The 20,465-nt window shown below is 67.9% G+C and carries 18 protein-coding genes; 4 read left to right on the top strand and 14 right to left on the bottom strand.

Going from position 1 to position 20,465, the window contains the following annotated elements:
- Nucleotides 1–3 precede the first annotated feature (3 nt).
- The 6 genes from MFF56_RS06825 to MFF56_RS06800 all read right to left on the bottom strand — a co-directional run bounded on the left by MFF56_RS06825 (nt 4) and on the right by MFF56_RS06800 (nt 4,664).
- Complete coding sequence (locus MFF56_RS06825) at nt 4–441, bottom strand: hypothetical protein (RefSeq protein ID WP_238229859.1); 438 nt, start codon at nt 439–441, stop codon at nt 4–6.
- A gap of 47 nt (nt 442–488) precedes the next feature.
- Nucleotides 489–1,532, bottom strand: coding sequence for a ParM/StbA family protein (parM, locus tag MFF56_RS06820; RefSeq protein ID WP_238229858.1), 1,044 nt, complete (start codon nt 1,530–1,532; stop codon nt 489–491).
- 63 nt (nt 1,533–1,595) lie between these two features.
- Nucleotides 1,596–1,874, bottom strand: coding sequence for an IcmT/TraK family protein (gene icmT, locus MFF56_RS06815; RefSeq protein ID WP_238229857.1), 279 nt, complete (start codon nt 1,872–1,874; stop codon nt 1,596–1,598).
- 12 nt (nt 1,875–1,886) lie between these two features.
- Nucleotides 1,887–3,092, bottom strand: a complete 1,206-nt coding sequence (locus tag MFF56_RS06810) for a type IV pilus twitching motility protein PilT (RefSeq protein WP_238229856.1) — start codon at nt 3,090–3,092, stop codon at nt 1,887–1,889.
- A gap of 7 nt (nt 3,093–3,099) precedes the next feature.
- Nucleotides 3,100–4,116 (bottom strand): type IV secretory system conjugative DNA transfer family protein, encoded by a 1,017-nt coding sequence (locus tag MFF56_RS06805; RefSeq protein ID WP_238229855.1) that lies wholly within the window; start codon nt 4,114–4,116, stop codon nt 3,100–3,102.
- A gap of 2 nt (nt 4,117–4,118) precedes the next feature.
- Entirely contained in the window at nt 4,119–4,664 is a 546-nt protein-coding gene (locus tag MFF56_RS06800; protein ID WP_238229854.1) for a DotD/TraH family lipoprotein, read from the bottom strand.
- A 2,124-nt stretch (nt 4,665–6,788) separates the two neighbouring features.
- On the opposite strand from MFF56_RS06800, the gene MFF56_RS06795 reads away from it, so the two are divergent.
- Nucleotides 6,789–7,976 carry a site-specific integrase gene (locus MFF56_RS06795; RefSeq protein ID WP_238229853.1) on the top strand — a complete coding sequence of 396 codons (1,188 nt, stop codon included), beginning with the start codon at nt 6,789–6,791 and terminating at the stop codon, nt 7,974–7,976.
- 233 nt (nt 7,977–8,209) lie between these two features.
- Here the strand turns inward: MFF56_RS06795 and MFF56_RS06790 are convergent, their stop codons facing one another.
- From MFF56_RS06790 to MFF56_RS06755, 8 genes are all read right to left on the bottom strand, one after another.
- Nucleotides 8,210–8,557, bottom strand: a complete 348-nt coding sequence (locus MFF56_RS06790) for a hypothetical protein (RefSeq protein ID WP_238229852.1) — start codon at nt 8,555–8,557, stop codon at nt 8,210–8,212.
- Nucleotides 8,558–8,698: 141 nt separating this feature from the next.
- Nucleotides 8,699–9,253: a hypothetical protein gene (locus MFF56_RS06785; protein WP_238229851.1), complete on the bottom strand. Its 555-nt coding sequence runs from the start codon at nt 9,251–9,253 to the stop codon at nt 8,699–8,701.
- A 403-nt stretch (nt 9,254–9,656) separates the two neighbouring features.
- Entirely contained in the window at nt 9,657–11,171 is a 1,515-nt protein-coding gene (locus tag MFF56_RS06780; protein ID WP_238229850.1) for a ribonuclease J, read from the bottom strand.
- A gap of 761 nt (nt 11,172–11,932) precedes the next feature.
- Nucleotides 11,933–12,418, bottom strand: a complete 486-nt coding sequence (locus MFF56_RS06775; protein ID WP_238229849.1) for a hypothetical protein — start codon at nt 12,416–12,418, stop codon at nt 11,933–11,935.
- A 36-nt stretch (nt 12,419–12,454) separates the two neighbouring features.
- Nucleotides 12,455–12,784 (bottom strand): hypothetical protein, encoded by a 330-nt coding sequence (locus MFF56_RS06770; protein WP_238229848.1) that lies wholly within the window; start codon nt 12,782–12,784, stop codon nt 12,455–12,457.
- A 13-nt stretch (nt 12,785–12,797) separates the two neighbouring features.
- Complete coding sequence (locus MFF56_RS06765) at nt 12,798–14,234, bottom strand: MBOAT family O-acyltransferase (protein WP_238229847.1); 1,437 nt, start codon at nt 14,232–14,234, stop codon at nt 12,798–12,800.
- Complete coding sequence (locus MFF56_RS06760; RefSeq protein ID WP_238229846.1) at nt 14,215–15,591, bottom strand: GDSL-type esterase/lipase family protein; 1,377 nt, start codon at nt 15,589–15,591, stop codon at nt 14,215–14,217. The genes MFF56_RS06765 and MFF56_RS06760 overlap by 20 nt, the downstream gene beginning before the upstream one ends.
- Nucleotides 15,588–16,367, bottom strand: coding sequence for an SGNH/GDSL hydrolase family protein (locus tag MFF56_RS06755; protein ID WP_238229845.1), 780 nt, complete (start codon nt 16,365–16,367; stop codon nt 15,588–15,590). The genes MFF56_RS06760 and MFF56_RS06755 overlap by 4 nt, the downstream gene beginning before the upstream one ends.
- A 749-nt stretch (nt 16,368–17,116) precedes the next feature.
- Here MFF56_RS06755 and MFF56_RS06750 point away from each other — a divergent pair.
- From MFF56_RS06750 to MFF56_RS06740, 3 genes are all read left to right on the top strand, one after another.
- Nucleotides 17,117–17,926, top strand: coding sequence for a DUF6088 family protein (locus MFF56_RS06750; protein ID WP_238229844.1), 810 nt, complete (start codon nt 17,117–17,119; stop codon nt 17,924–17,926).
- Between the two features lie 131 nt (nt 17,927–18,057).
- Nucleotides 18,058–19,032 carry a nucleotidyl transferase AbiEii/AbiGii toxin family protein gene (locus tag MFF56_RS06745; RefSeq protein WP_238229843.1) on the top strand — a complete coding sequence of 325 codons (975 nt, stop codon included), beginning with the start codon at nt 18,058–18,060 and terminating at the stop codon, nt 19,030–19,032.
- Nucleotides 19,033–19,405: 373 nt separating this feature from the next.
- Entirely contained in the window at nt 19,406–20,173 is a 768-nt protein-coding gene (locus MFF56_RS06740; protein WP_238229842.1) for a hypothetical protein, read from the top strand.
- Nucleotides 20,174–20,465: the final 292 nt, after the last annotated feature.

Raw genomic sequence — 20,465 nt, 5'->3', positions numbered from 1 at the left:
ATCTCACATCAGATCGCCGAGTTCCCCCGGCGCGCCGTCGTATTCTGGGGCTTCGGCCTCGGGTGGCGGCGGCAGTGGCCGCGCCGGCGCCACGCGCGGCGGCGGCGGCGCGGGCTCCAGGATCGGGGCGCCGTACCCGCCGTATCCGCCGAACAGCCGGGGGTCGGCTCCCGGCGGCAGGACGAACACGGGGGCGGAGACGGACGGCGCCCGGCGCCGGCGCGAGCGGCCCATGATCCGCTCCTCGCCGACGGCGTCCACGACCGAATCGTCCAGTTCGCCGGCCTCGCACATCTGGCGCAGGCCGAGGAGGAGCGCTCGGCGGAACACCTCCTGGGCCTTGCCGCGGGAGGATCCCGCGGCCTGCCACACGTCGATCAGCAGCTTCTCGGCCGGGACGCCGGGCAGGGCGTAGATCTGGAGGCGGACGGCCGTCCGCATCGCGGCGCTCGTGCCCCTGCCCTCCTTCGGTGTCCCGCCGGTCATGCTCAGCCCCGGCGGCGCGAGGCGAAGTACTTGTAGAGCCCGCGGGCGTTCGCGAACTCGGGATCCTCCGCCATCACGCCGTTCGGGTAGGCCGAGGCGATGTCCTTGAACAGCGCCGAGCCGCCGCCGACGAACACGACCGCCTGCAGGGTCGCGGCGCGGCCGAGCCGGCGCTGGATCTCGCGCAGGGCGCGCTCCTGGACCTGACCGACCACGTCCGAGACGATCTCGGCGACGTCGTTGGGACGGCCGAACAGCTGCATGCTGCCCGTGCGCACGGCCTCGTTCATGAGGGACAGCGGGAGGGAGTCGTCGTCCAGTTCGAAGCGTGCCTTCACACGATCGAGGACGCCCTTGTAGACGTCGAGGACGCCCACGTCGGCCGTGCCCGACCGACCGTGGTCGATCGATCTGCCGCCGACCACGACCGCCACGTCCGTGGTCCGGCCGCCGATGTCGACGATGGCGATCGTCTTGCCGGTGTCGTTGCGGGTCTTCAGCTCGTCGTCGAGCGCCCAGTCCACGTAGGCGGCGATGGCTTGGCAGCCGACCTGGATGTCCGCGAGGACGGGAGCCTCGACGCCCGCCGACCGGGAGAACGCCCCGCGCTGGAGGTTCTCGCGCTTGCGCTGGATGCGCTCCTCGTCCTTGCGCTGGTCCTTGAAGAACTCCTTCACCGGCAGGCCGGTGACGATATCGACCTGGACGCCGCCGAAGCCCGCCGTGGAGAGGGCGTGGTTCACCAGGACCCGATTGATGGGCGAGAGATGGAAGTCCGTGAAGCGCGGATCCTCGGCCTCGATCTCGTCGGAGACCGTGTAGCGGTTGCCCTCCTCCGTCTGCCAGAGGCCGATCGCGCCGTCCCCCGCGAAGGAGCCGAGCCCATGGCTGCCGATCCGGACGGAGGAGCGCAGCACCCGCTTGACGATCTTGCCGTCCGGACCCTGGCCGTAGAGCTTCGTCTGGGCGTAGCCGTCGTCGATCGCCACGAGCGGGTGGCTGCCTTCCTTGGCGACACGCTCCTTCTTCGTCGCAGTCTCGGCCATGGGTATCGTTCCTTCTTCGTGAGGGTGCTCCCTTCCGGGAGCGGGTGCCGGTACCGGTGCCGCTCAGGGGACGGGACGGCGGTCGTAGTCGATGCGGCCGCGCGTCATGCGCGGCGGCCGGGCCGGCCTCAGGTCGCCGACGAACCACGTCCGGAGCGCGCGCAACGCCGAAATGAAGTTGAGGCCGAGGCGCTCGAGCCACCAGAACAGGAGCAGCACGGCGAAGGCCGTGCAGAACGTCCAAACCTTGATGTGCAGGAGGCAGAGCAGCAGCACGACGCCGGCGTTCGCGTCGACGAAGAAGAAGCGGGCCGGCTTGTAGGTGTCGCGCCAGTGGGCCATGGATCTCCCCCCTCAGACGTAGGCTTCGCGGGCCGATGCGAACTCGTAGGTCTCCTGCGTGATCTCACCGGCCTCCAGGCGCGCGAGGCCGTGCCGGCCCATGGTGCGGGAGACCGCGAGCCCGTCCCGCATGAAGGTGCGGGCGATCCCGGGCCATTCGTCCGGATCCCGGCGCAGGAAGGCCGCCCGGGTCTCGGCGTCGAAGATCATGTACTCGCGCAGCGACACCTTCCCGCCCCCCTCCCGGGGGACGAGGATCTGGGTCACGAGCATGCGCAGCACGTTCATGATGTCGATCGCCCGGGCCCTGCGCTCGTCCGCTCTGAACTCCGAGAGCATGCGGGCGATGGTCTCGGGGACCCCGATCGTGTGGATGGTCGAGTAGACGAGGTGGCCCGTCAGGGAGGCCGTGATCGTCGCCTCGATCGTCGCCTTGTCGCGCGACTCGCCGACCCCGATGATGGTCGGATGCCGGCGCAGGGCGCCTCGGACGGCGTGGGCGAAGATCGAGTGCTCGTCCGCATCGCCCACGCGCGGGCGCAGGTGGGTGCGCATCTCCGTCTGGAAGACGAAGGACGACGGCATGTGGACGTCGTCGTAGACGAACTCGATCGGTGCCGCGAACTCGTAGTAGCGCTCGTTGGCGTCGGGCTTCTCCAGGATGTCGCGCATGATCGACGAGTGCAGCGTCGTCTTTCCGGATCCGGTCGGCCCGGTGATCAGGATGAGGCCGTTGCCGGGCCGGTAGTTGTCGATGATGTCCTGCTCGATCTTCAGCTGCGCCAGCGGCAGCGGGCTGCCCGGCAGGGTGCGCATCGTGATGTGAACGCCGGAATCGCCCGGGATCCGGCCCGAGGTCATGTTCACGCGGAACCGCACGAGGCCGCGGCCCGGGACCCGGATCTCGTAGGAGGGGTCGAGGTCGTGGCCGCGCTTCAGCTCCGCCGTGCCGGAATCGTTGTAGACGATCCGCACGAGATCGAGCGCCTCGGGGTTCGTCAGGGTCCGATGCGTCAGCCTGACGTTGCGGCCCGCGATCTCGGCCCAGACCGGCTCGCCCGAGATGAACATGATGTCCGAGGCCTTCGCCTCGACCGCCATGATCAGGACCTCGTGGAACTGGCGCTCGTCGAAGCGGCCGTCGACCTTGAGGACCTCGCCCTGGAAGCCGGTGGCGAAGGCCGAGTTCTGCGACGGAACCGGAACGGGTGCGTTCATGGCCGCCTCAGAAGCGTGGCTCCGCGGTCGCCCGGCGCTCGCGGCGCGAGGGGGCGGCCGCGCGGCGGGGCGGACCTGCGGGCACCGCCTGCCGCTGGATCGGGGCGACGGCGTCGGGCGTGGCGCCCGGGAACGGGGACGCCTCGAAGCGGCGTTCGCCTCCGGGGCCGACCTGGAGGGTCGGGTCGCGGGTGATGCGGAGCGCGCGGTCGTTGACGCGCATGTCCTGGCCGGTGCCGGTGTTGCCCAGGCTGCCCTCCGCCACGACGGGCGCGGAGACCTTCCTCTCCTCCAGCAGGCCCTTGTACTTGAGCATGCCGGTGAAATCGCGCTCGAGGCGGCGCAGGTCGGCTTCGAAGATCTCCTGGGCCTGGGTGACGCCCATGTGCCACCCCTCGGTCACCCAGCGCTTCCAGGCGTCGCGCTCGGCGCCGTCGCGCGGCAGCAGCAGATCCGGCGGCGGCTCGGGCGTGACGTAGGACCGGATCAGGTAGGTGTGCCAGAGCGGGGCCGTCGGCGTGAACCGGGCCTGCTCGACGATCAGGTACGACACGTCGGCGACGCGCAGCGTCCGGCCGGCGTCGCTGGTCTCGTAGGTGTCCTTCGCCTCGGAGATGACCGGCGGCATGATCGTGGCGCCCGACGGCGTGCGGATCAGGATCCGGTTGAAGTCGTAGATCCGGGTGAGGTCGTCCGCCCTGCCCTTGAGGGAGGCGTTGATGCCCCGCGAGGTGTAGGCGAGGCCGGCGCGCGCGCCGTAGGCCAGGGCGCTGTCGCGCATCGCCGGCGCGCGCAGCCGGTCCTCGGGCCTCTCGTCGCCGGACCTGCGGGACGGGACCCGGTTCATCACGTCGTCGAGCGTCGGAACGGGATCGTCCTGGAGCGCGATGTCGCCGATGCGGTACCCGGCATTGATCGACGGGATCGGGCTCGCCAGCGGGACATGCGCGTTGCAGCCCGCCAGGAGAAGGCCGATCGCGGAGACGGAGCCGAGGAGTCCGAGGACCTTGCACACCGGCGCCATCCTCACTTCGTGATCCGGCGCAGCGGCGGCGCCGCGCCACGGATCGACGGGCCCAGCAGCGGGTTCTGGGCGATGTAGCGGTACTCGACCCGCCGGACGTTCGGATCGACCACGACCTGGGCGGACCCCTGCACCTGCAGGCCGATGTCCTCCAGGACCTTGGCGGCCGGCAGGGCCTCGGCGCCGACCTGCACCGGAGGGCTGACCGCGGGCGGGTTGCCGACGACGCGGAACTCGTAGCCCAGCAGGTTGGCCACGCGGCGGGCCCCCTCCTCGCCGGGGCCGGACCAGTTCAGCGTGATCGGACGGCGCAGGTCGCCGGGAAGAAGCCGCTCGTCGACGGACGGCGGCGAAGGCTCGGTCCGGGCGCGCTGGATGAGGGCCAGGGTCTCGGTCGCGCGCGCGACCCTGCCGGCGCTGTCCGCGATCTTCTCCGACACCAGCAGCTGGGCTCCGGCGTCGATCAAGGCGGCCTTGTCCGGCCGGGGCGCACAGGCGCCGAGCGACAGGGCGAGGGTCGTCGCGGCAAGAAGCGACCGGTTGGCCATGGAGAACTCCTTCGGTCGCCCAGGTCCCGGCGCTGCGAGGCGCCGCCCACGGAGACCGCTCACTCCTTCATTGCCCGGATTTTGAGCCTTGCCAAGGGCATCTCCGCTCCATTCCTTCGCGAGGACACCTGGAGCGTTGCCCGCGACGCTCCGGCAACTCCCCGTGCGTCGCAGGCGAGTTGCCGGCAACTCCTGGCAACTCGCCATCTACCGTTTGCCCCACGGATACGGATGTTACGGTTTTCGAACCTTTCATTAGGCGATCGCCCACGGGCGTTTCGCAACCGCCCACGAGCGTTTCGCCGTCGAACCCGCATGTTACGGCTTTCGAAACTTCCGTTAGGAAATTTCGAAATTCCCTTTTGAAACAGTGCTTTGGTCGACAACATCCGCAGCCCGGCTTCGACCCGTCGATCGTCATGCGTCGACGACCTCGACCCTGGCGGGACGACGTCATGGGACCCTGCGCCCGCGCCTCCTGGACAGCCATTCTCTTGAGAACGTTCGAAATCCGAAGAAACGCGCCATCGACGGGGTCCACGCTTCGGACATGTCGATCGACGCTTCGGGCTCTGAACCGGCTGGACCCCGGAGGGCCAAAGCCGGTGGATGATTGCCGCGCGAGACTGTGCGACCGGCCTGCGGTTCGGAGTCGATCCTTCCGTTACGACCGCGCCCACGAGCGTTTAGCGGTTGATTCCCGATGTTACGGTTTTCGAAACGCCCGTTAGGGAATTTCGAAAACCGTCGATTGGTCAGAGGGTTGTCGGCAACGGGCGAAAGCTGGCGGCGACATGCTGGTCGTCGCGCGTCGATGACCGGCGGCCATAGCGGGACGACGTACGTGGGCCGCTCGCGCGTCTTCGGGACAACCGTCCTCGTTGAAGCGGTAGCAATCCGAAGGAACTCGGCAGCCTCGGATCGGCGCTTAGAGCACGTCGATCGGGGCGCTCCGCCCGGAGACGGCCGGGCCCGGAGGGGCAAGGCCGGGGGATGGCTGGCGCGCGTGGTCGTGCGACCGGCCTGCGGCTCGAAATCCGAAGGAACGAGGCCCTGATGGAGGGGGATTTCTTCGAATTTCGACGAACCCGGCGGGAGGGGTGGACGGGCATCTAACGTCGGGCTGCACTCCTGGGCGCACTTGCGCTTCCCGAGGTCGAGCGGACCGATTTTCGAAGGAACGGGAGTCACTTCCGTTTGATCTTCGGACGAATGGGCGGGGCTTGCCGCCGCGGGGCCGGGATCTGAGATCCCGCAGGTGCGGACCCTGGACAAGGGTGTCCGCAGAGGGAAATATGGATGCCGACAAACGGAAGGAACGAACCGCCTAACGCTAGTGTGCAAACGGTACCCCGCCCCCGAAGCTGGAGCGGGGCGCCCGACAGGTTGCACACTAGCGTTAGTTTCGCTGCACACTAGCGTTAGGCCTCTGTAGTACTAACGGGGGGCCGACATTTTTTTCTTCGAACTCAGCGCCCCGCACAGCCTTCGGAATTCATCCCTTCGGGATCGTGCCCCGATCTTCGATCTCTGACCAGGTGGGTCATGACCCAGGACCTCAACTCCGTCCGGCCCGTGCGTCCGGAAATGCAGCGGCCGGCGGTCGTCCTGCCGACCTCGCCCGCGCAGATCAGACGTCCGCCCTCGGCCATCTCCGGTCCGGTCGCGGACCGCCCCGATCCCGGGCGCGGCCAGGACCAGTCCGCCCACCGTGCGGTCGCAGGCTCCGCCCTGCCCCGGTTCGCTCCGCCGGGCTGGCGCCCCGGCGACGCCCCCGCCTCGGGCTGGGCCGTGCGCACGCCCCCGACCTCCGGCCGCGGACCCGCCAATGTTGACACGCGTCCGGAGGGCGGGCGGGCCCACCATCCGCATTCCGAAACCGGCAGTGTTGACACGCGTCCGACGGTCTCGAGCGGCCACGCGGGACATGGCTCGAACGCCAGTGTTGACACGGGTCCGAAGCGTTCCGCCCCCCTGCCCGCATACGGCCTGAACGCCAATGTTGACACGCCTCGGCCCTCGGATCCGGCCTCCTCGGAGCAGGCGGCCCGCCCGTTCGGAAGCGAGTTCAGATCCGGGCCCGTCCTCGGGGTCCCCGTTCACGTTCCCGAACCCGACGACGAGATGGCCGACCTCGTCGAGGCCCGCCGGCGTCGGATCGCCCAACGGCGGGAGACGGAGGGCGTCGGTACCGCGCCGACCCGCACGCCATCGACCGTCCAGATGTACGCCACCTGCGGGCGGCAGCTGAAGGACCGTTACCGCCGCGAGCACATGCTCTCGCTCCGGGACGAACCGAACCCGGTCTCCTTCGCGAACTGGCTCCTCGGCATCCGCGCGACCGTGAAGCCGACGACGTGGCGCGTCTACCGGCAGGCCGCGATCAGCACCATCCAGGCGATGGACTCGCACGAGGTCGAGCAGGCGCTCGCCATGATTGAGGCCGCGATCGACCTCGACTTCGGGGAGGCGCGGATGACCCACGTGCGCCGCGACGCCGAGGGCGAGGGCGAGCGCACGGCGGCCCACAAGGCGAAGTCGATCACGTACGAGCAGTTCACGATCGTGGTCCGGGACCTCCCCCGGGCCAGCCATTCGTCGTACGTCCGGCCGCTGGCGGCCTGGATCGTCGCCGGCATGGCGACGGGGCTCCGTCCCTCGGAATGGGAAGCGGCGACCTTCAGCTACGTCGACGATTCGAGGGCCAGGCGCGGGAGACGGGTCTATCTCCACGTCGCCAACGCGAAGGCGACCAACGGACGCGCGAACGGCGAGCGCCGGACGCTCGATCTGACGAACCTCTCCGACGAGGGGCTCGAAGCGGTCGAGCGCTTCGTCGAGTATGCGGCCGACTGGGCGCATGACGGCGCCTTCATGAAGAACAAGAACGCCTGCAGCCGCATCCTGCGCGAGGTCTCGCCGATCCTGTTCCGGTCTCCGAACGGAAAGCTGCTCACGCTCTACACGCTCCGCCACCAGTTCGTGGCGAACATGAAGACGGTCTATCCGGCGGAGGAGCTCGCCGCGCTTCTCGGACACTCGGCCACCGATACCCAGGGCGTCTGGTACGGGAAGAAGCGGAGCGGCTGGGCCCCGGAGCACATCCGGGACGTCCCGGCGCCGGTCGAGTCCGAGGTCGCGCTGGTCCGCAAGAGGTTGGAGGTCGCCCAGGAGCGTCTTCGGATCAAAGGTCTCAAGGAGAAGGTCCACGCGAGGCGTGCGGCGCGCTCGGCCGGGAGCGCCGAGGCGGCGGCGTCATCGTCGCCGGCGTCGGACTCGGCGGTTCCGTCGCCGCCCGGCGGCCAGTCGTGATCCCTGGCCCGGGCGGTCCCGGGATCAGGGTCGGGCCCGGACCCGACGGTCTCCTGGGCCGTCCGACTCCCGACGAGGTCGACCTTCGGACGAAGCGGAGATCGATCGCACGTTGGCGGATCTCGATCCCGGGCCCCGGACGGAGGACCCGCGGTCGGCAACCGAAGCCTCGCCCGTCCGACCTGCATCCACGCGCGCTTGCCGAACCGGAATCCCATTCGACGTCGAACGAACTAGGCCAGACGAAGCGTCGTCCCGGCGAGGAGGGAGGCGGTCAGCTTCTGCGGCAGGTCGGTGATGAACGGGAGAGGGGCAGCCTTCGAGGGTGACGGGGTCCGGCCAAGCACCTCCCGCAGCACCGTGGGCACGCGGATCCCCATGCCGAAGGGGAATTCGGGGTTCGTGCTGTGCCATGCATGTGGGACCGTGTAGTCGGCCCGCAGGTCGGGTCGGGAATTCAGGGCGCCGAACCAGTCCCACTCGCCCATCACGTCCAGGACGTCGTGGAAGGCGTGCGGCATCCCGATCTTGGCGCTGATCGTCACGATGCGCAGCTGCTCGGCAAGCCGCTTCTCCGACATCGGATCCTCGGCATGGATCGCGTAGAGCGCTTCCGAGATTACGAGGTTGCCTTTGGAATGGCCGACGAGCAGTTCGGGTGGGAAGCGCGCGTCCTTCAGGAGCGCGACGACGGTCCGCGTGTCGCGGCTGCTGCGGGCGTATCAGGACCCGCTGAGTTCCTCCGCCTTCCGCTCGCTGCGCGTGAACAGCTTCGTCACCTCGTCCAGCGGCTCGAAGGCGTGCCGGACGCTGTTGAGCACCCCGAACAGGAAGAAGCCGCCCAAGGCCTCGGTCAGCAGGTCGGCTAGGCCGTAGCCGGACACCACCGCGACCACCGGCTTGCCCAGCGCGTCGGCGACGTTGCGGGCGAAGGCGGCGGCCCCGAGCGCCGAACTGCCGACGCCCGCCACGGTGAGCGCGGTCCCCTCCCCGCCCGACGCGAAGTACTCCTGCGGCGTAAGGAAGACCTCCAGCTCCGCCGAGCTGCCGGAGGGCGGCACCATGATGATCGCGCCCTCGCGCGCGAGCCAGAAGGCGAGCTTTGCCGTCTCGTGGGGCCGGATCGCCGCGACGTCGTAGAAGACGGCGTCGAGCACGGCGTTGCGGCGCTGGATCGCATCCAGTGCGACGGTGCGCACGGGATTGTCCGCGAGCTTCCGCGGGATGGCGAGGTTGCGGTTGACCTGGATCTCGCCGAGCGTCGTGAGCGTGGACATGGCGGTGTCTCCCGGCACGCGAGTAGGCGCGCGCTGCCAGAGTACACGTTCGACGGATCCGCGGGAGTCGGGCCCGAACCGTCCTTGGGGGTACCGGCGAGTCGATGTCGTCCGACCGCCGTCGAGCGGCGACCTGGATCTCGCGGGCGGGTGGTACGGCGATGAGCCCGATGTCTCCTCCCGATCCGGCAGCCGGCGGCACCGCTTGCCCAGGTGCCGTCGACGGTGGGCGGGGGCCGGTCGGGATCCACGCCCGCGTCTGACGGCGCGATCACCGTGCGGGCGATCCAGGATGCCGCAGCACGGAAGAGCCGGCGTGGCGTTCAGAGGCGCCGATCGCCCGACGAGGCCGGCACGAGGAGGTCGCCCACCTGCGCGCGGCCCAGCCGGGCCGGCCGCGGGTCTACCGGCCCGGCGCCGGATCCCGGATTTGACCGAAGGCCTCAGGCGATCGGGCGGCAGGGGTCTGTTCGCGAGCCGCGGCGCGCCGCGCGGAGGCGAGCGCCTCCTCGATGGCGATCTCCAGCGGCTTGAGGACGAGGCGGCCGTTGCGGCTGACGCCCGCCATGGGCCGCAACTCGACGGTACCTAGGACCTCGCAGCCCGTCCGGGTCACGCGAAGAGCGCGGCCGTTCGCCGGAACCGCGCATTCGGCGATGCCGGCCGCCTCGGCGAGCTCGACATGGGCGGCGAGGTGATGGCCGGCCCCGTGGACCGGGATGAGCAGGCGGGGCGAGGCGGCCGCGAGCATGGCCTCGATCTCGGGACGCGAGGCATGACCGGAGGCGTGGAGCGGCAGGCCGTCGACCTCGCCCATGACGACCTCGATCCCGTCCCGGCGGAAGGCGGACGCGATGACCGCCACCTCCTCCTCGTTCCCCGGGATCACGCGGGCCGACAGGACCACGCAGTCGCCGGCCTCCAGTGCCGGCAGGTTGTGATCGTCGTCGGCGAGCCGCTTGAGGATCGCGTTGCCCTCGCCCTGGGTGCCGGTGCAGATCAGCATGGCTCGGGATGGATCGAGACCCTCGAGGTTCCTGAGGTCCGTATCGTAGCCGTGGCGCTCGTCGAGGATGCCGGCGTCCCGTGCGGTCGCCAGGGTCCGGATGAGCGACTTTCCGGCGATGAAGACCGTGCGTCCCGCCGTCGTCGCGGCCTGGATCATGCCGGCGACGCGGTCGACGTGGCTCGAGAAACACGCCGCGACGACGAGGCCGCGGCGGCCTTCCAGGAAGCGGCCGAAGTTCTCCGTGATCGTCTGCTCGCTGGGTGCGGGCGACGGACGGTCGGCGCAGGTCGAATCCGCAACCATGGCGGCGAGGCCGCTTTTGGAGAAGCGGGCGACCGCGGCGAGGTCCGTCTTCCAGGTGACGTTCGGCGCCTCGTCGATCCTCCAGTCCCCGGTGTGGAGGATGCGCGCCGCCGGTGTGGAGATGCCGAAGGCGAGCGCCTCGGGGGTCGAGTGCGCGACGCGTATCGGCGTCAGGGTGAAAGGCTTCAGGGTCAGGTTCGAATTCGGGGAGAACGTCCGGATGTCGACGCGCTCGTCGAGGCGGTAGCGCTCGAGCTGGTTGCGGACGCACTCGGCTGCGAAAGGCGTGGCATAGATCCTGGTCCCCTCCCGAAGGAATGGAGCCAGAGCGGGCAAGCCGCCGATGTGGTCGTAGTGCGCGTGAGTCACGACGACTGCGACGAGCCGGGCGAACATCTGCTTGAGAGCGGCGGGATCGGGAACGACGAGCTGAAGTCCTGCGACGCCCTTGGGTGGCATGGCCGCCCCTGCGTCGACGAGAAGCCAGCGCCCCGCGCACCCGTAGGCCGTCCAGTTGGAGCCGATGGCGCCGATGCCTCCGATCGTCATCACGACGATGGATTCGGCATCCGTACCGGGAAAGAACGAGTGGGACGCGTCCGGCATCCCTGCGGACAGCTCGATCCGTCCAGGTCGGGATCGGGAACGTCCGCCGTGGCGGGACTTGGATTCGGTCATGTGATGGTCGGCTCCGTCTGGCGCCGATGGACGTTGGGGCGGCGGCATGTGCCGCGACGGGAGGCCGCCTTCGAGCGGTCCCTGCCCCAGACGCCGCGATGGCGCTTGGGCTTCGGGTGGAAAGGGTGGACGCGTTCGCGCAGCCGAAGAGGCCAGGGCTGCAGGCGGAGCGCGACGTCGGCATCGACGCGGGTGCGGCGGCACCACGAGGTGTCGATGAGATCGAGGAGAAGCCTCTGTCGGAACCTTCCGTACCAACCGGCACGCGCCAGGAGGGCTCGGAGATCGGAGGGCCGGAGAGTGCGGAGGCCGAGCCGGTCGTACGAGAGAGGCTCCCCGGCCTCAGGACGGGCGAAGGCCTGGGGCCGACGCAGGCTGGGCGAGCCCGACGTCAAAGCAGGTATCGCGCGGCGGCGAGCCCGATTGCGACCAGGATGAAGGTGGTGTCGACCACGATCTGGACGCCGTCCCGATCGAGGAGGTCGGCCCACGAGAAAGGATTGAAACTCATTCCTTCATTAAGGGAGCCGATTCGCTGAAGACGCAAGGCCCGCCCGACGCGAAGGAGGAAAAACTGTGGTTCGGATGCCGTGGCGGTTCCTTTCGGCTTGAACGGTGCGGTCCCATGCATCTCCTTTCGACGGAGTGCGGATGTGCCGTGCCCCGGCCCGCCCCGGCGGGATCCGGGGTCACTCCCCGATCCTGCCCCTGATTTCGCGCCCCAACACGGCATAGTTGCGGGGATGGATCCCATCAGGGCCAGGAGCGAAGGAGACCGTTCGCACGCCGTTCGAGGCCGCCCAGCTCTGCACGAGGCCTCGCGCACCATTCGCCGGCAGGACGAGAAGCAGTCGATCGCCCGCTCTTGCCGAAATCGAGGCGAGAGCCCCGCGGACGCGCATCTCCGACTGTGCCCGCTGTGCCGGATGGATGCCGCGGGGAAAGTCGTTGCTGCCGAGAGATGCGACCGTCCAGTGGCCTCCTGATCTTACCCGATCGGCGACGGCGCTCGAACTGATCCCGACTTTCGCCGAGGTCGAGCATACGCCCTTCAGCGCCATGCCGATCCCGACGCCGATGCTGTCGCCGACCACCATGCAGGCAGCCTGCGCACTCGAGCCTATCCAGATGCTACCGAGCACTCCCGCGACCAGCAAAGCAGCGTTCTTGGTCATCGTTCCCCCTGCCCATGCCCTGGCGCCACGAGGCGGTCATTGCGGCTTGCGCGTGATGCTCTTGCCGATTTCGCGTAGGTATTCCGAGGTCTGGGCGACGCCCAAGGTCTCCGATACGGCAACCAAGCGGGCCACCCCGGCCCGAGCCACGTCGACGACCGGGTTCGGTTCGAAGTCGTCGAGCCAGGAGGCGAGGGCCTGCGGGTAGGCGAGAGCCAGAAGGGCGCAAGTCGCGTACACTGCCGCAACGGTTCTGCCTGCCGCCCCCATCCTGATGATTCCCATCCCTTCGGTCGCAAGATCCGGCACGAGATCCCGAACTGGATGCGCGGCGGCGGACTCGATAGCGGTCGTCGTGAAGGACATGGCTTTCTCGAATCTAGAACTGGAAGTAGATGAAGGGCGCCATCCCGGAGGGCGCGAGCATGATCACGGCCCAGATGGCGGCCGTGCTGAACGCGACCCTCGCTCCGAGATTGACCTTGCGGAAGGCCTCTCCGTCGGCGGCGTAGCCCGCCGGCGGCATGAGGTGCGTCAGCAAGCCGGCCGCCATCAGGACGAGGACGAGCGGCGAGGCCGTCATCGGCGCTCCGTCGCCGATCCGGAAGACGATCGTGGCGAGGTAGTCGATTGCACCGGTCGCATCCGCCGATCGGAAGAAGACCCAGGCGATGCAGACGAAGTGGAACACGGCGAGCCAGCGCACCGTCTCGCCGAATTCACCCCGAAGGAAGCGGCGGAAGCGCCCGGCCTCGTCCGTCGTCTCGCGCAGAAGGCGTTCCGCGGCCAAGCCGAAGCCGTGCAGCGCTCCCCAGACGATGAACTGCAATCCCGCCCCGTGCCAAAGGCCGCCGAGCACCATGGTCAGGATCAGGTTCCGGTAGGTGAGCCAGCGACCCAGCCGGCTGCCGCCGAGCGGGATGTAGAGATAGTCCCGCAACCACGTCGAGAGCGTGATGTGCCACCGGTGCCAGAACTCCTGCAGCGACAGCGCGAGATAGGGCTGGTTGAAGTTGCGGGGAAACTTGTAGCCGAGGAGGTCCGCGACGCCGATCGCGATGTCCGTGTACGCGCTGAAGTCGCAGTAGATGACGAGGGCGTAGGCGTACATCGCCAGGATCAGGTCCACCGTCCCGTAGGCCTGCGGGTTCGTGAAGACGGGGTCGACGAACAGGATCGAGAGGTGGCTGGCGACGACGACCTTCTTGAACAAGCCGCCGAGGATCAGCAGCATGCTCCCTCCAAGGTCGATGTTTCTCGGGTTCGACGGCCTTGCGAGCTGATCGAGGAATTCGGATGCCCGCACGATCGGTCCCGCGACGAGGTGCGGGAAGAAGCTGATGTAGAGGAGCAGATCCACGAGCGAGCGGGTGGCTCGAACCTTCTCCCGGTAGACGTCGACGACGTACGAGATGCCGTGGAAGGTCAGGAAGGAGATCGCCACCGGCACGGCGAAGCCGGTCGAGCCGAGCTCCATCTGCACGCCGAAGAACCCTGCCAGCGTCTGGAGTTGGGCCGCGACGAAATCGTAGTACTTGAAGAAGCACAACGGCACGAGGTTGCAGAGGACGGCGAGGCCGGTCAGCACCTTGCGCAGCTTCGGATCGACGGATCCGCCAATGAGCAGGCCGAAGGCGTAGTTGAACAGCGACGACAGGAACAGTAGCAGCAGGAAGGGGACGCTCCAGAAGCTGTAGAAGACGTAGCTCGCAACGACGAGCATCGCTTTCTTGAGCTCGTTGCGCCGGTTCAACAGCCACGTACAGGGCAGCACGAGCATGAAGAACAAGGCGAACTCAATTGTTGGGAACAGCATCTTCGCCTCTGAGTGATGCTTTGACTTCCGACTCGACGAAGGCGGCAAACCCCGCCGCGCTTTTCCGGTATCCGGCCTTGGTGAAGTGGACGCGGTCCTTCGACATCAGCGCCGGATCCGTGGCCGCCCATCGGGACGCACCGCAGCCAGCCGGCATGATCGCCCACCAGTCCCAGAACGGAATACCCTCCGCCTTGGCCAGCCGCAGTTGCACCTCGCGCACCTGATCGAGTTGCGGGGGCCGTTGGGAACAGGTGTCCTGGCGTCCGGGGGAGGCAGAGGGCTCCGCGGAAGGATCCGTTGCCGGACACGGCCGGCCCTCGGCCGGCTTGCAGGCCGTGACCGGCCGCTCGCCTTGCGGCGGTCCGATCATCACCAGACGGGCGTGCGGGAGCGCCTGACGGATCATACGGATCGCGGACACGTACCGCTCCCGGTACGCCGCAGGATCGAGATTGGCGTCGAAGCCCTCGTTCGTTCCGAAGGCGAGGACGACGATATCGGGTGCCAACCGACGGAGGCCGTCGACGAACCTCTTTTCCGGAAACCTGGCGAGCAGGTCGACGGTGGCGCCCGGGTATCCGATGCTGCTGTAGGTGATGCCGGCGCCTTCACGGAAGATGCCGACGGCGGAGATGGCTACCGGCTTCGCCTCACCTGTCCGGACGACCAACCTCCTGAACGAGGCTATGCCGGCGGCAGGCCGGACTCCGAGGATCCTCGGGCCGGCCGTCCCCGCAGCGAGCGAGGCAGACAGGACGGGGACGTCGTCGATCTCTATGACGACCGAGCCGGCGTCCCGGTCCGTCTGCGCCTCGATCTCGATCGCCGAGTACGGAGCCGGGATGTCGCTGGCGAAGGTCAGCACCTCGCCTTCGCGGCTGGTGCTCGCGTTGTACCCCGAGAGTCCGAACGCGCCAGGACGTGCAGAGCGACGGATGTCTTCGTAGCTCCAGCCCGAGCTCGCCGTCAGCTTCAGAAGCGAGCTGCGCACGCCGGGATGAGGTGTGCCCACGTTCACATAGCCGATACCGCCCTGTCCGAACTTCTCCTGGAGGATCTGTCGGACCATCCCGGTGAACAGATCTGCGGCGGTGTGGCTGTCGCCGATCTGGAGAATGGACAGGCTTCTGCGGGCCTGTCCTCTCGAAGCCGGAAGAACGAGCTGTTCCCCGCCGGCCGCGGCGACGTTCGTCCTCGGCTGAGCGGGTGCCAGCTTGTCGGTTGGAGCAGCGGAAACCGGAGCAGCTGGCAGATCTCTGTCGGCTGCAAGGAAGAGCGTTCCGACCCCCAGGAGCGACACGATCGCGACGCCGGATGTGGCGAGGCCGCGGCGCCGCCATCCGAGAACGTTCACCGCTGTGCCTGCTGCTGGCAGGGATACGCCATCGCGAGGCCCTGCTCCTTCATGAAGGCCGTCGTTTCGCGCAGCAGGTGGGCGGAAACGACGTCGTAGCCAGCCGAGGTGAAGTGAATGCCGTCGGGGGCGCGGAGCTGGACCTGGACGCCGCGGACGTCCGCGCCGTAGGGCTGAAAGAGGCCGGGTCCCGACCGGGTCTGCCGCCATGGCTCCACGTAGCGGACCTTCGGATCGTTCAACCGCCTGAGCGCCTCCGCGAAGATCGCGTTCTTCTCCTCCGCATCGTCCTGACTCTGCTTGTCGCGAAGGACGGGTAGACCGATCCACAGCACCCCTGCATCGCCGGACCGAAGATTCCGGACGAGAGCTTGGCTCAGTTCGGCATAGCGGGCTCGCCAAGCCGGAGTACCGAGATCAAAACGCGCCCTGCTGGCATCGACGATGCTCTGTCTGTCGTTCAGCCCGAGCGACACGACCGAGACCGTTGGCTTGAACTTGCCCACGACGGTCCGAGCCTCGCCGACCCAATCGAACTTGGCGGGGCGGGTGAGACCCGTACCGTTCTCGGCAAAGCGCCCGAGCTTGATCCGGGAAGCAAGACAGGACTCCCGCGCGATGAGCCGGGTCGCTCCGCCCCACATGCCGTCGGACAGGGAGTCTCCCACGAATGCGATGCGGATCTCATCGTCCGCGGCCGCGGCGGAATGGCCCGCGAGCGTCAGTGAAGCCAAGGCTCCCATGAAGGTGCGGCGGGACAGGCTTCCGGCTTCCATCGTTCCATCCTCGATCACTCGGTGCCGCCGCCGAGCCTGCCGGACCAGCTATCCATGGCGGCAGATCCTTCGGAAGCCACACTCCTCTGGCGACGAGAGGAGCCGGCCGCTGCCCGATTGCGCAGACGACGCGCGGTGCGGGCCTCCAGATAGGTGCGCCGGTCCGGCCGCACGCAATCTTGTCTCGACTTACGAGGTCGTCGGATGCGCCGTGGAAGCAGGCTTCGATGCCGGAAGCTTGTTTCGGCCGATCCTGAACCGACCCGCACTGATGCTGCCGAAGGGCATGGTCTTCAACCTTGAGGCTCAACAATTCCGGCGAGCCATTCTTGATGCGACTATTCTGCCTGAACGAGCATAAGGTAAGGTTAACTCGCTTGGTTTACGAAATATTACGTTGGGCCGCGCGACGTGTCCGCTAGTCACCTCCCCACCGGCACTTGCCATTCTTGGGTGATGGCGCGCTGCTGAACCCAGCGCTATCGGACAGCACGGTTCCCACGTCATGACCCAGTCGGAGCCGCCCGGAAGGGCGTTCAGGGATTGCTTGGCGCCGTTTACGTTTTCTCGAACTGCCACCTTAGCGGCCTGCTCCGGATCGCGCTGGCGAATTTGCGCAGGGAGCGATATGACCATTTCATGATGCATGAAACGATCATAACGTAGCTACGCCGTTCCTTCCTGCTGGCTGCATGCGTCCACTTCGTGCATCATGAAATGACCGCATCCCATACAGATGGAGCGCAGACATGGCCCCCCCGCTTTCGCCCCTGCGTCTCGAGCTGATGCGGCGCATGCAAGCCGGCGCGGCCGCCGGCCAAGTGTTCACGTGGTCCGACTTCGCCGACCTCGGTCCGCACGAGATCGTCGAGCGGCACCTCCTCAGGCTGGCCGCCTCGAGCGAGGGCGTCTACGTGACGAGCCGGGCGTCCGGCGACTGGGATGCGTTCTTCGCGGAGTTCCGCGTCCTGCGGGTCGCACGCGGCGTCTACTACAGCCCGTCCAGAAACCGGATGACGAAGCGCCCGACGGTTCCCATGGCGGAGCACGTCGTCGCCGCCGTCGTCTCCCGCCTGGGCGGACGCTGGCTCGTGCCTCCCGAAGCCGCCGCCCACGAGCTCGGGATCACCAATCTCGTTCCGGCGAGGCTCGTCGTCGAGACGGACCTGCGGCTGCAGCCGATCTCGCTGGGCAACCGGACGATCGAGTTCCAGACGAGAAGTGCGCGGCGGCTGCACTGGGCCGGGCGCGCCGGCGGAGTCGTCGTCCAGGCGCTCGCGTGGGCCAAGGACCTGTTGACGATGTCCGGGGATGAACAGGAACGGGCCAGGATCCGACGCTGCGTCTCCCGGCATCTCGCGAGCGAGAAGGGCCCTGAGGCGCGGATCGAGTTGCAGGCATGCGTCGCGCTCGTCGAGGACTGGATGCGAGGCCAGATCGACCTCGCCATGGAGGAGGCTGGACTCGATCCGGTTTTCGCTCCTTCCTGGCATAGTGGGCCTGCGGGCGACGGCGAAGGACCGGACCCCGACGAGCCCCAATCTGGGATGAGACCGTGAGCATCAATCCCGCCTACGCCGAATTCCTTTCGTTCGACCAGGCCGATCGCCGTCAGCTCTTTGCCGAGGCGGAGAGCGCGCTCGGCATGCCGGCCCGGTATCTCGAGAAGGACTTCTACGTCGCCCTGACGTTGGACGCGCTCTTCAACCGCCGCCCCGCGGACGCTCCGCGGGCTCTGTTCAAGGGCGGAACGAGCTTGTCGAAGGCGTGGGGGCTGATCTCACGCTTCAGCGAGGACGTCGACATCTCGATGTTTCGCGAGGACCTCGGTTTCCCGGACAGCGTCGAGGATCTGGCGTCGATGGGCAGGCGGCCGAGGGAACGGGTCCTCGACGGGCTGCGCACGGCCTGCCAGCATTATCTGCACCGGACGCTGGCTCCGCATCTCGGGATGCTTGTCGCCGAGCTCGAAGCGTCGGCACGACTCGCCGAAGGAACGCTCTCGATCGAGTCGGCCTCGCTCGAAGAGGATCCTGACGGGCAGACGTTGTTCCTTACCTATCGCTCTCTCTTCCCGGGCGACGGCTACGTCGCGCCGCGCGTGAAGATCGAGAGCGGCGCACGTTCGGATCATGACCCATGCGAGGACATGCGGATCCTCCCCTACGTGGCGGATCTGGTGCCGGACTTCGACCTCGCGGTGCCGGGGGTGACGACGATCCGGCCGGAGCGCACCCTCTGGGACAAGCTGCGCATCCTCCACGAGCAGAGGCAATGGGCGCAGAGCCGCGGCGATGTCAGGGGCAATGGCCACCGGCTGTCCCGGCACTACTACGATTGCCACCAGCTGATCCGCTCGAGCTATGGAGCGGACGCGCTTGAGGATCTGTCGATGGGGCGGCGCTGCGTCGAGCACGGCAAGGTTTTCTTCGCCCGGAAGGATCATCGTCTCGACCTTGCGCAGCCCGGCACCCTGACGCTGATGCCGAACGACGCGATGTCGCGCTCGCTCGAGGCCGACTACGCCGCCATGCGCGGGATGATCCACGGCGAGATTCCGGATTGGCAGGACATTCTGGAGAGCGTCGCCTCGGCGGAGCGGCTCCTGAACTCGGCTCCGGGTTGGGACACGACGATGGCGGCGGCACCGGCGTTCGGAGCCTGACGCGCCGATCGGTCGCCGCGAGCGTCCGACCGTTCAGCTGCGAAGCGGCGCCCTGCCGACTCGTGGCGCGGACAGGCCCTCCGCCTCTGGGACCGAAAGGGGTGGACATGCACGAAGCACGCCCACCCAAGTCGACAGACGATCCGAACGGAGCTTGATCCGTCGGTCGATGAAGTAGGTCTACCCAGCCCGGAGTCGGCCATCAATCGAACGGTCGCGAGATGGTGCGATCCGAGATTCATTCCTTCTTGATTGGTTTACGAAATCTTTCGAAGAGAGGTTCTCCCAGGCTGCGATCGGCCGCCCGGTTCGAAACGAGGTTGCGGCTTGCGCCGCCCTGGCAGACTTTCGCGGCATCGAAGGAGTGTCCGGCATGGAACTGCTGAGCGAACGCGTCAAGGCCTTGGGCGGGGATCCCGCCGAGTTCGCGATCGTAGGTCGGGTCGAGATGGCTCTGGCCGGAACGAAGAACCACTACGGGGGGAGCAAGGTCGACTCCCACAAGCCACGGATCGTCCGGCTCGCCCTTGCCGTAAACGGCGACGTCGTGGCCGAACTCGCGGCCGGCTCGCGCGAGTTCGCGGAAACGGCGAAGGCGTTGAAGGCGGTCCGGCGCGTACCATTGTTCGAGATGCTGACCGAGGTCGGCGTCCCGCTCCGGCGGGAGGGGGAGGATTTCCGGCTCGCTTGGCAGGAACTCGTGGACCTCCTGCGCGCCAAGGAACTCTTGTTCGTAAGCCTGCTGGAGGACGGTGGCGAAAAAGTCGGCGAAGCCGCATGGATCCGGTTCCGCTACGACCGGGCGTTCAAGGAGACACCCTGCACTCAGGTCGAGTTCGAAGCGATCCGGCAGGAGTTCCAGGCATCCCGCTACGTGACGGGCATGGATCTCAGCGACTACTACTCGTGGTGGCGGCGCTCGCAGAAAATGATGGACGGTGACGCGATCGCGGCGACCGGCCTCGCTGAAGCCGGCCGCCTGCTCGATGCGTGGTCGAGCGACCAGGATCCTAGGAGCCTGAAATACTGGCTTTGTCGGAATCTCGAGGTGCACCCCCGTCACAAGGCTGCCTTCGAGCAGCTCGTCGATGCGCGTATCCGGGTGTCCGCAGGCGACGTACCCAACTCGCCGTCTCCCTGACCGGCGGCGAGCTCGTCCGGTCCATTGGCCGTGAGCCCGCCCCCTCGGTAAGCGCTATGGCGGCAAGTCGACGCCGCTACGCTCGGCGAAGTATCGCAAGGCGCTCTCGGTCCGAGGCGCATCCCCGGTGACGGAAATGGTCGGCCATCCCTTCCGCCGCCTGAGCTCGTTGATAGCCTTCAGACGCTCCTCGAAGCGAGGGTCCTCCTGCAGTTCCGGAGGTCGCCGCCGGCCCGCGCCCGATCGGTCTGCATTGCTCGGCAAAGGCCCCCCTCGATGTTGCGCCGACCCA

The organism is Methylobacterium hispanicum (genome assembly GCF_022179285.1).
Taxonomy (GTDB): domain Bacteria; phylum Pseudomonadota; class Alphaproteobacteria; order Rhizobiales; family Beijerinckiaceae; genus Methylobacterium; species Methylobacterium hispanicum.
Note: the sequence above shows the minus strand (reverse complement) of the source record. Positions and strands in the feature narration are given on the sequence as shown.

Bases quoted from the DNA above. Each gene is read 5' to 3' on its own strand.
- MFF56_RS06755 (WP_238229845.1), bottom strand. From the start codon at position 16,367: ATGGAAGCCGGAAGCCTGTCCCGCCGCACCTTCATGGGAGCCTTGGCT.
- MFF56_RS06795 (WP_238229853.1), top strand. From the start codon at position 6,789: ATGGCCGACCTCGTCGAGGCCCGCCGGCGTCGGATCGCCCAACGGCGG.
- MFF56_RS06800 (WP_238229854.1), bottom strand. From the start codon at position 4,664: ATGGCCAACCGGTCGCTTCTTGCCGCGACGACCCTCGCCCTGTCGCTC.
- MFF56_RS06785 (WP_238229851.1), bottom strand. From the start codon at position 9,253: ATGTCCACGCTCACGACGCTCGGCGAGATCCAGGTCAACCGCAACCTC.
- icmT (WP_238229857.1), bottom strand. From the start codon at position 1,874: ATGGCCCACTGGCGCGACACCTACAAGCCGGCCCGCTTCTTCTTCGTC.
- MFF56_RS06750 (WP_238229844.1), top strand. From the start codon at position 17,117: ATGGCCCCCCCGCTTTCGCCCCTGCGTCTCGAGCTGATGCGGCGCATG.
- MFF56_RS06765 (WP_238229847.1), bottom strand. From the start codon at position 14,234: ATGCTGTTCCCAACAATTGAGTTCGCCTTGTTCTTCATGCTCGTGCTG.
- MFF56_RS06805 (WP_238229855.1), bottom strand. From the start codon at position 4,116: ATGGCGCCGGTGTGCAAGGTCCTCGGACTCCTCGGCTCCGTCTCCGCG.
- MFF56_RS06770 (WP_238229848.1), bottom strand. From the start codon at position 12,784: ATGTCCTTCACGACGACCGCTATCGAGTCCGCCGCCGCGCATCCAGTT.
- MFF56_RS06780 (WP_238229850.1), bottom strand. From the start codon at position 11,171: ATGCCGGACGCGTCCCACTCGTTCTTTCCCGGTACGGATGCCGAATCC.
- MFF56_RS06775 (WP_238229849.1), bottom strand. From the start codon at position 12,418: ATGACCAAGAACGCTGCTTTGCTGGTCGCGGGAGTGCTCGGTAGCATC.
- MFF56_RS06810 (WP_238229856.1), bottom strand. From the start codon at position 3,092: ATGAACGCACCCGTTCCGGTTCCGTCGCAGAACTCGGCCTTCGCCACC.
- MFF56_RS06790 (WP_238229852.1), bottom strand. From the start codon at position 8,557: ATGTCGGAGAAGCGGCTTGCCGAGCAGCTGCGCATCGTGACGATCAGC.
- MFF56_RS06825 (WP_238229859.1), bottom strand. From the start codon at position 441: ATGCGGACGGCCGTCCGCCTCCAGATCTACGCCCTGCCCGGCGTCCCG.
- parM (WP_238229858.1), bottom strand. From the start codon at position 1,532: ATGGCCGAGACTGCGACGAAGAAGGAGCGTGTCGCCAAGGAAGGCAGC.
- MFF56_RS06740 (WP_238229842.1), top strand. From the start codon at position 19,406: ATGGAACTGCTGAGCGAACGCGTCAAGGCCTTGGGCGGGGATCCCGCC.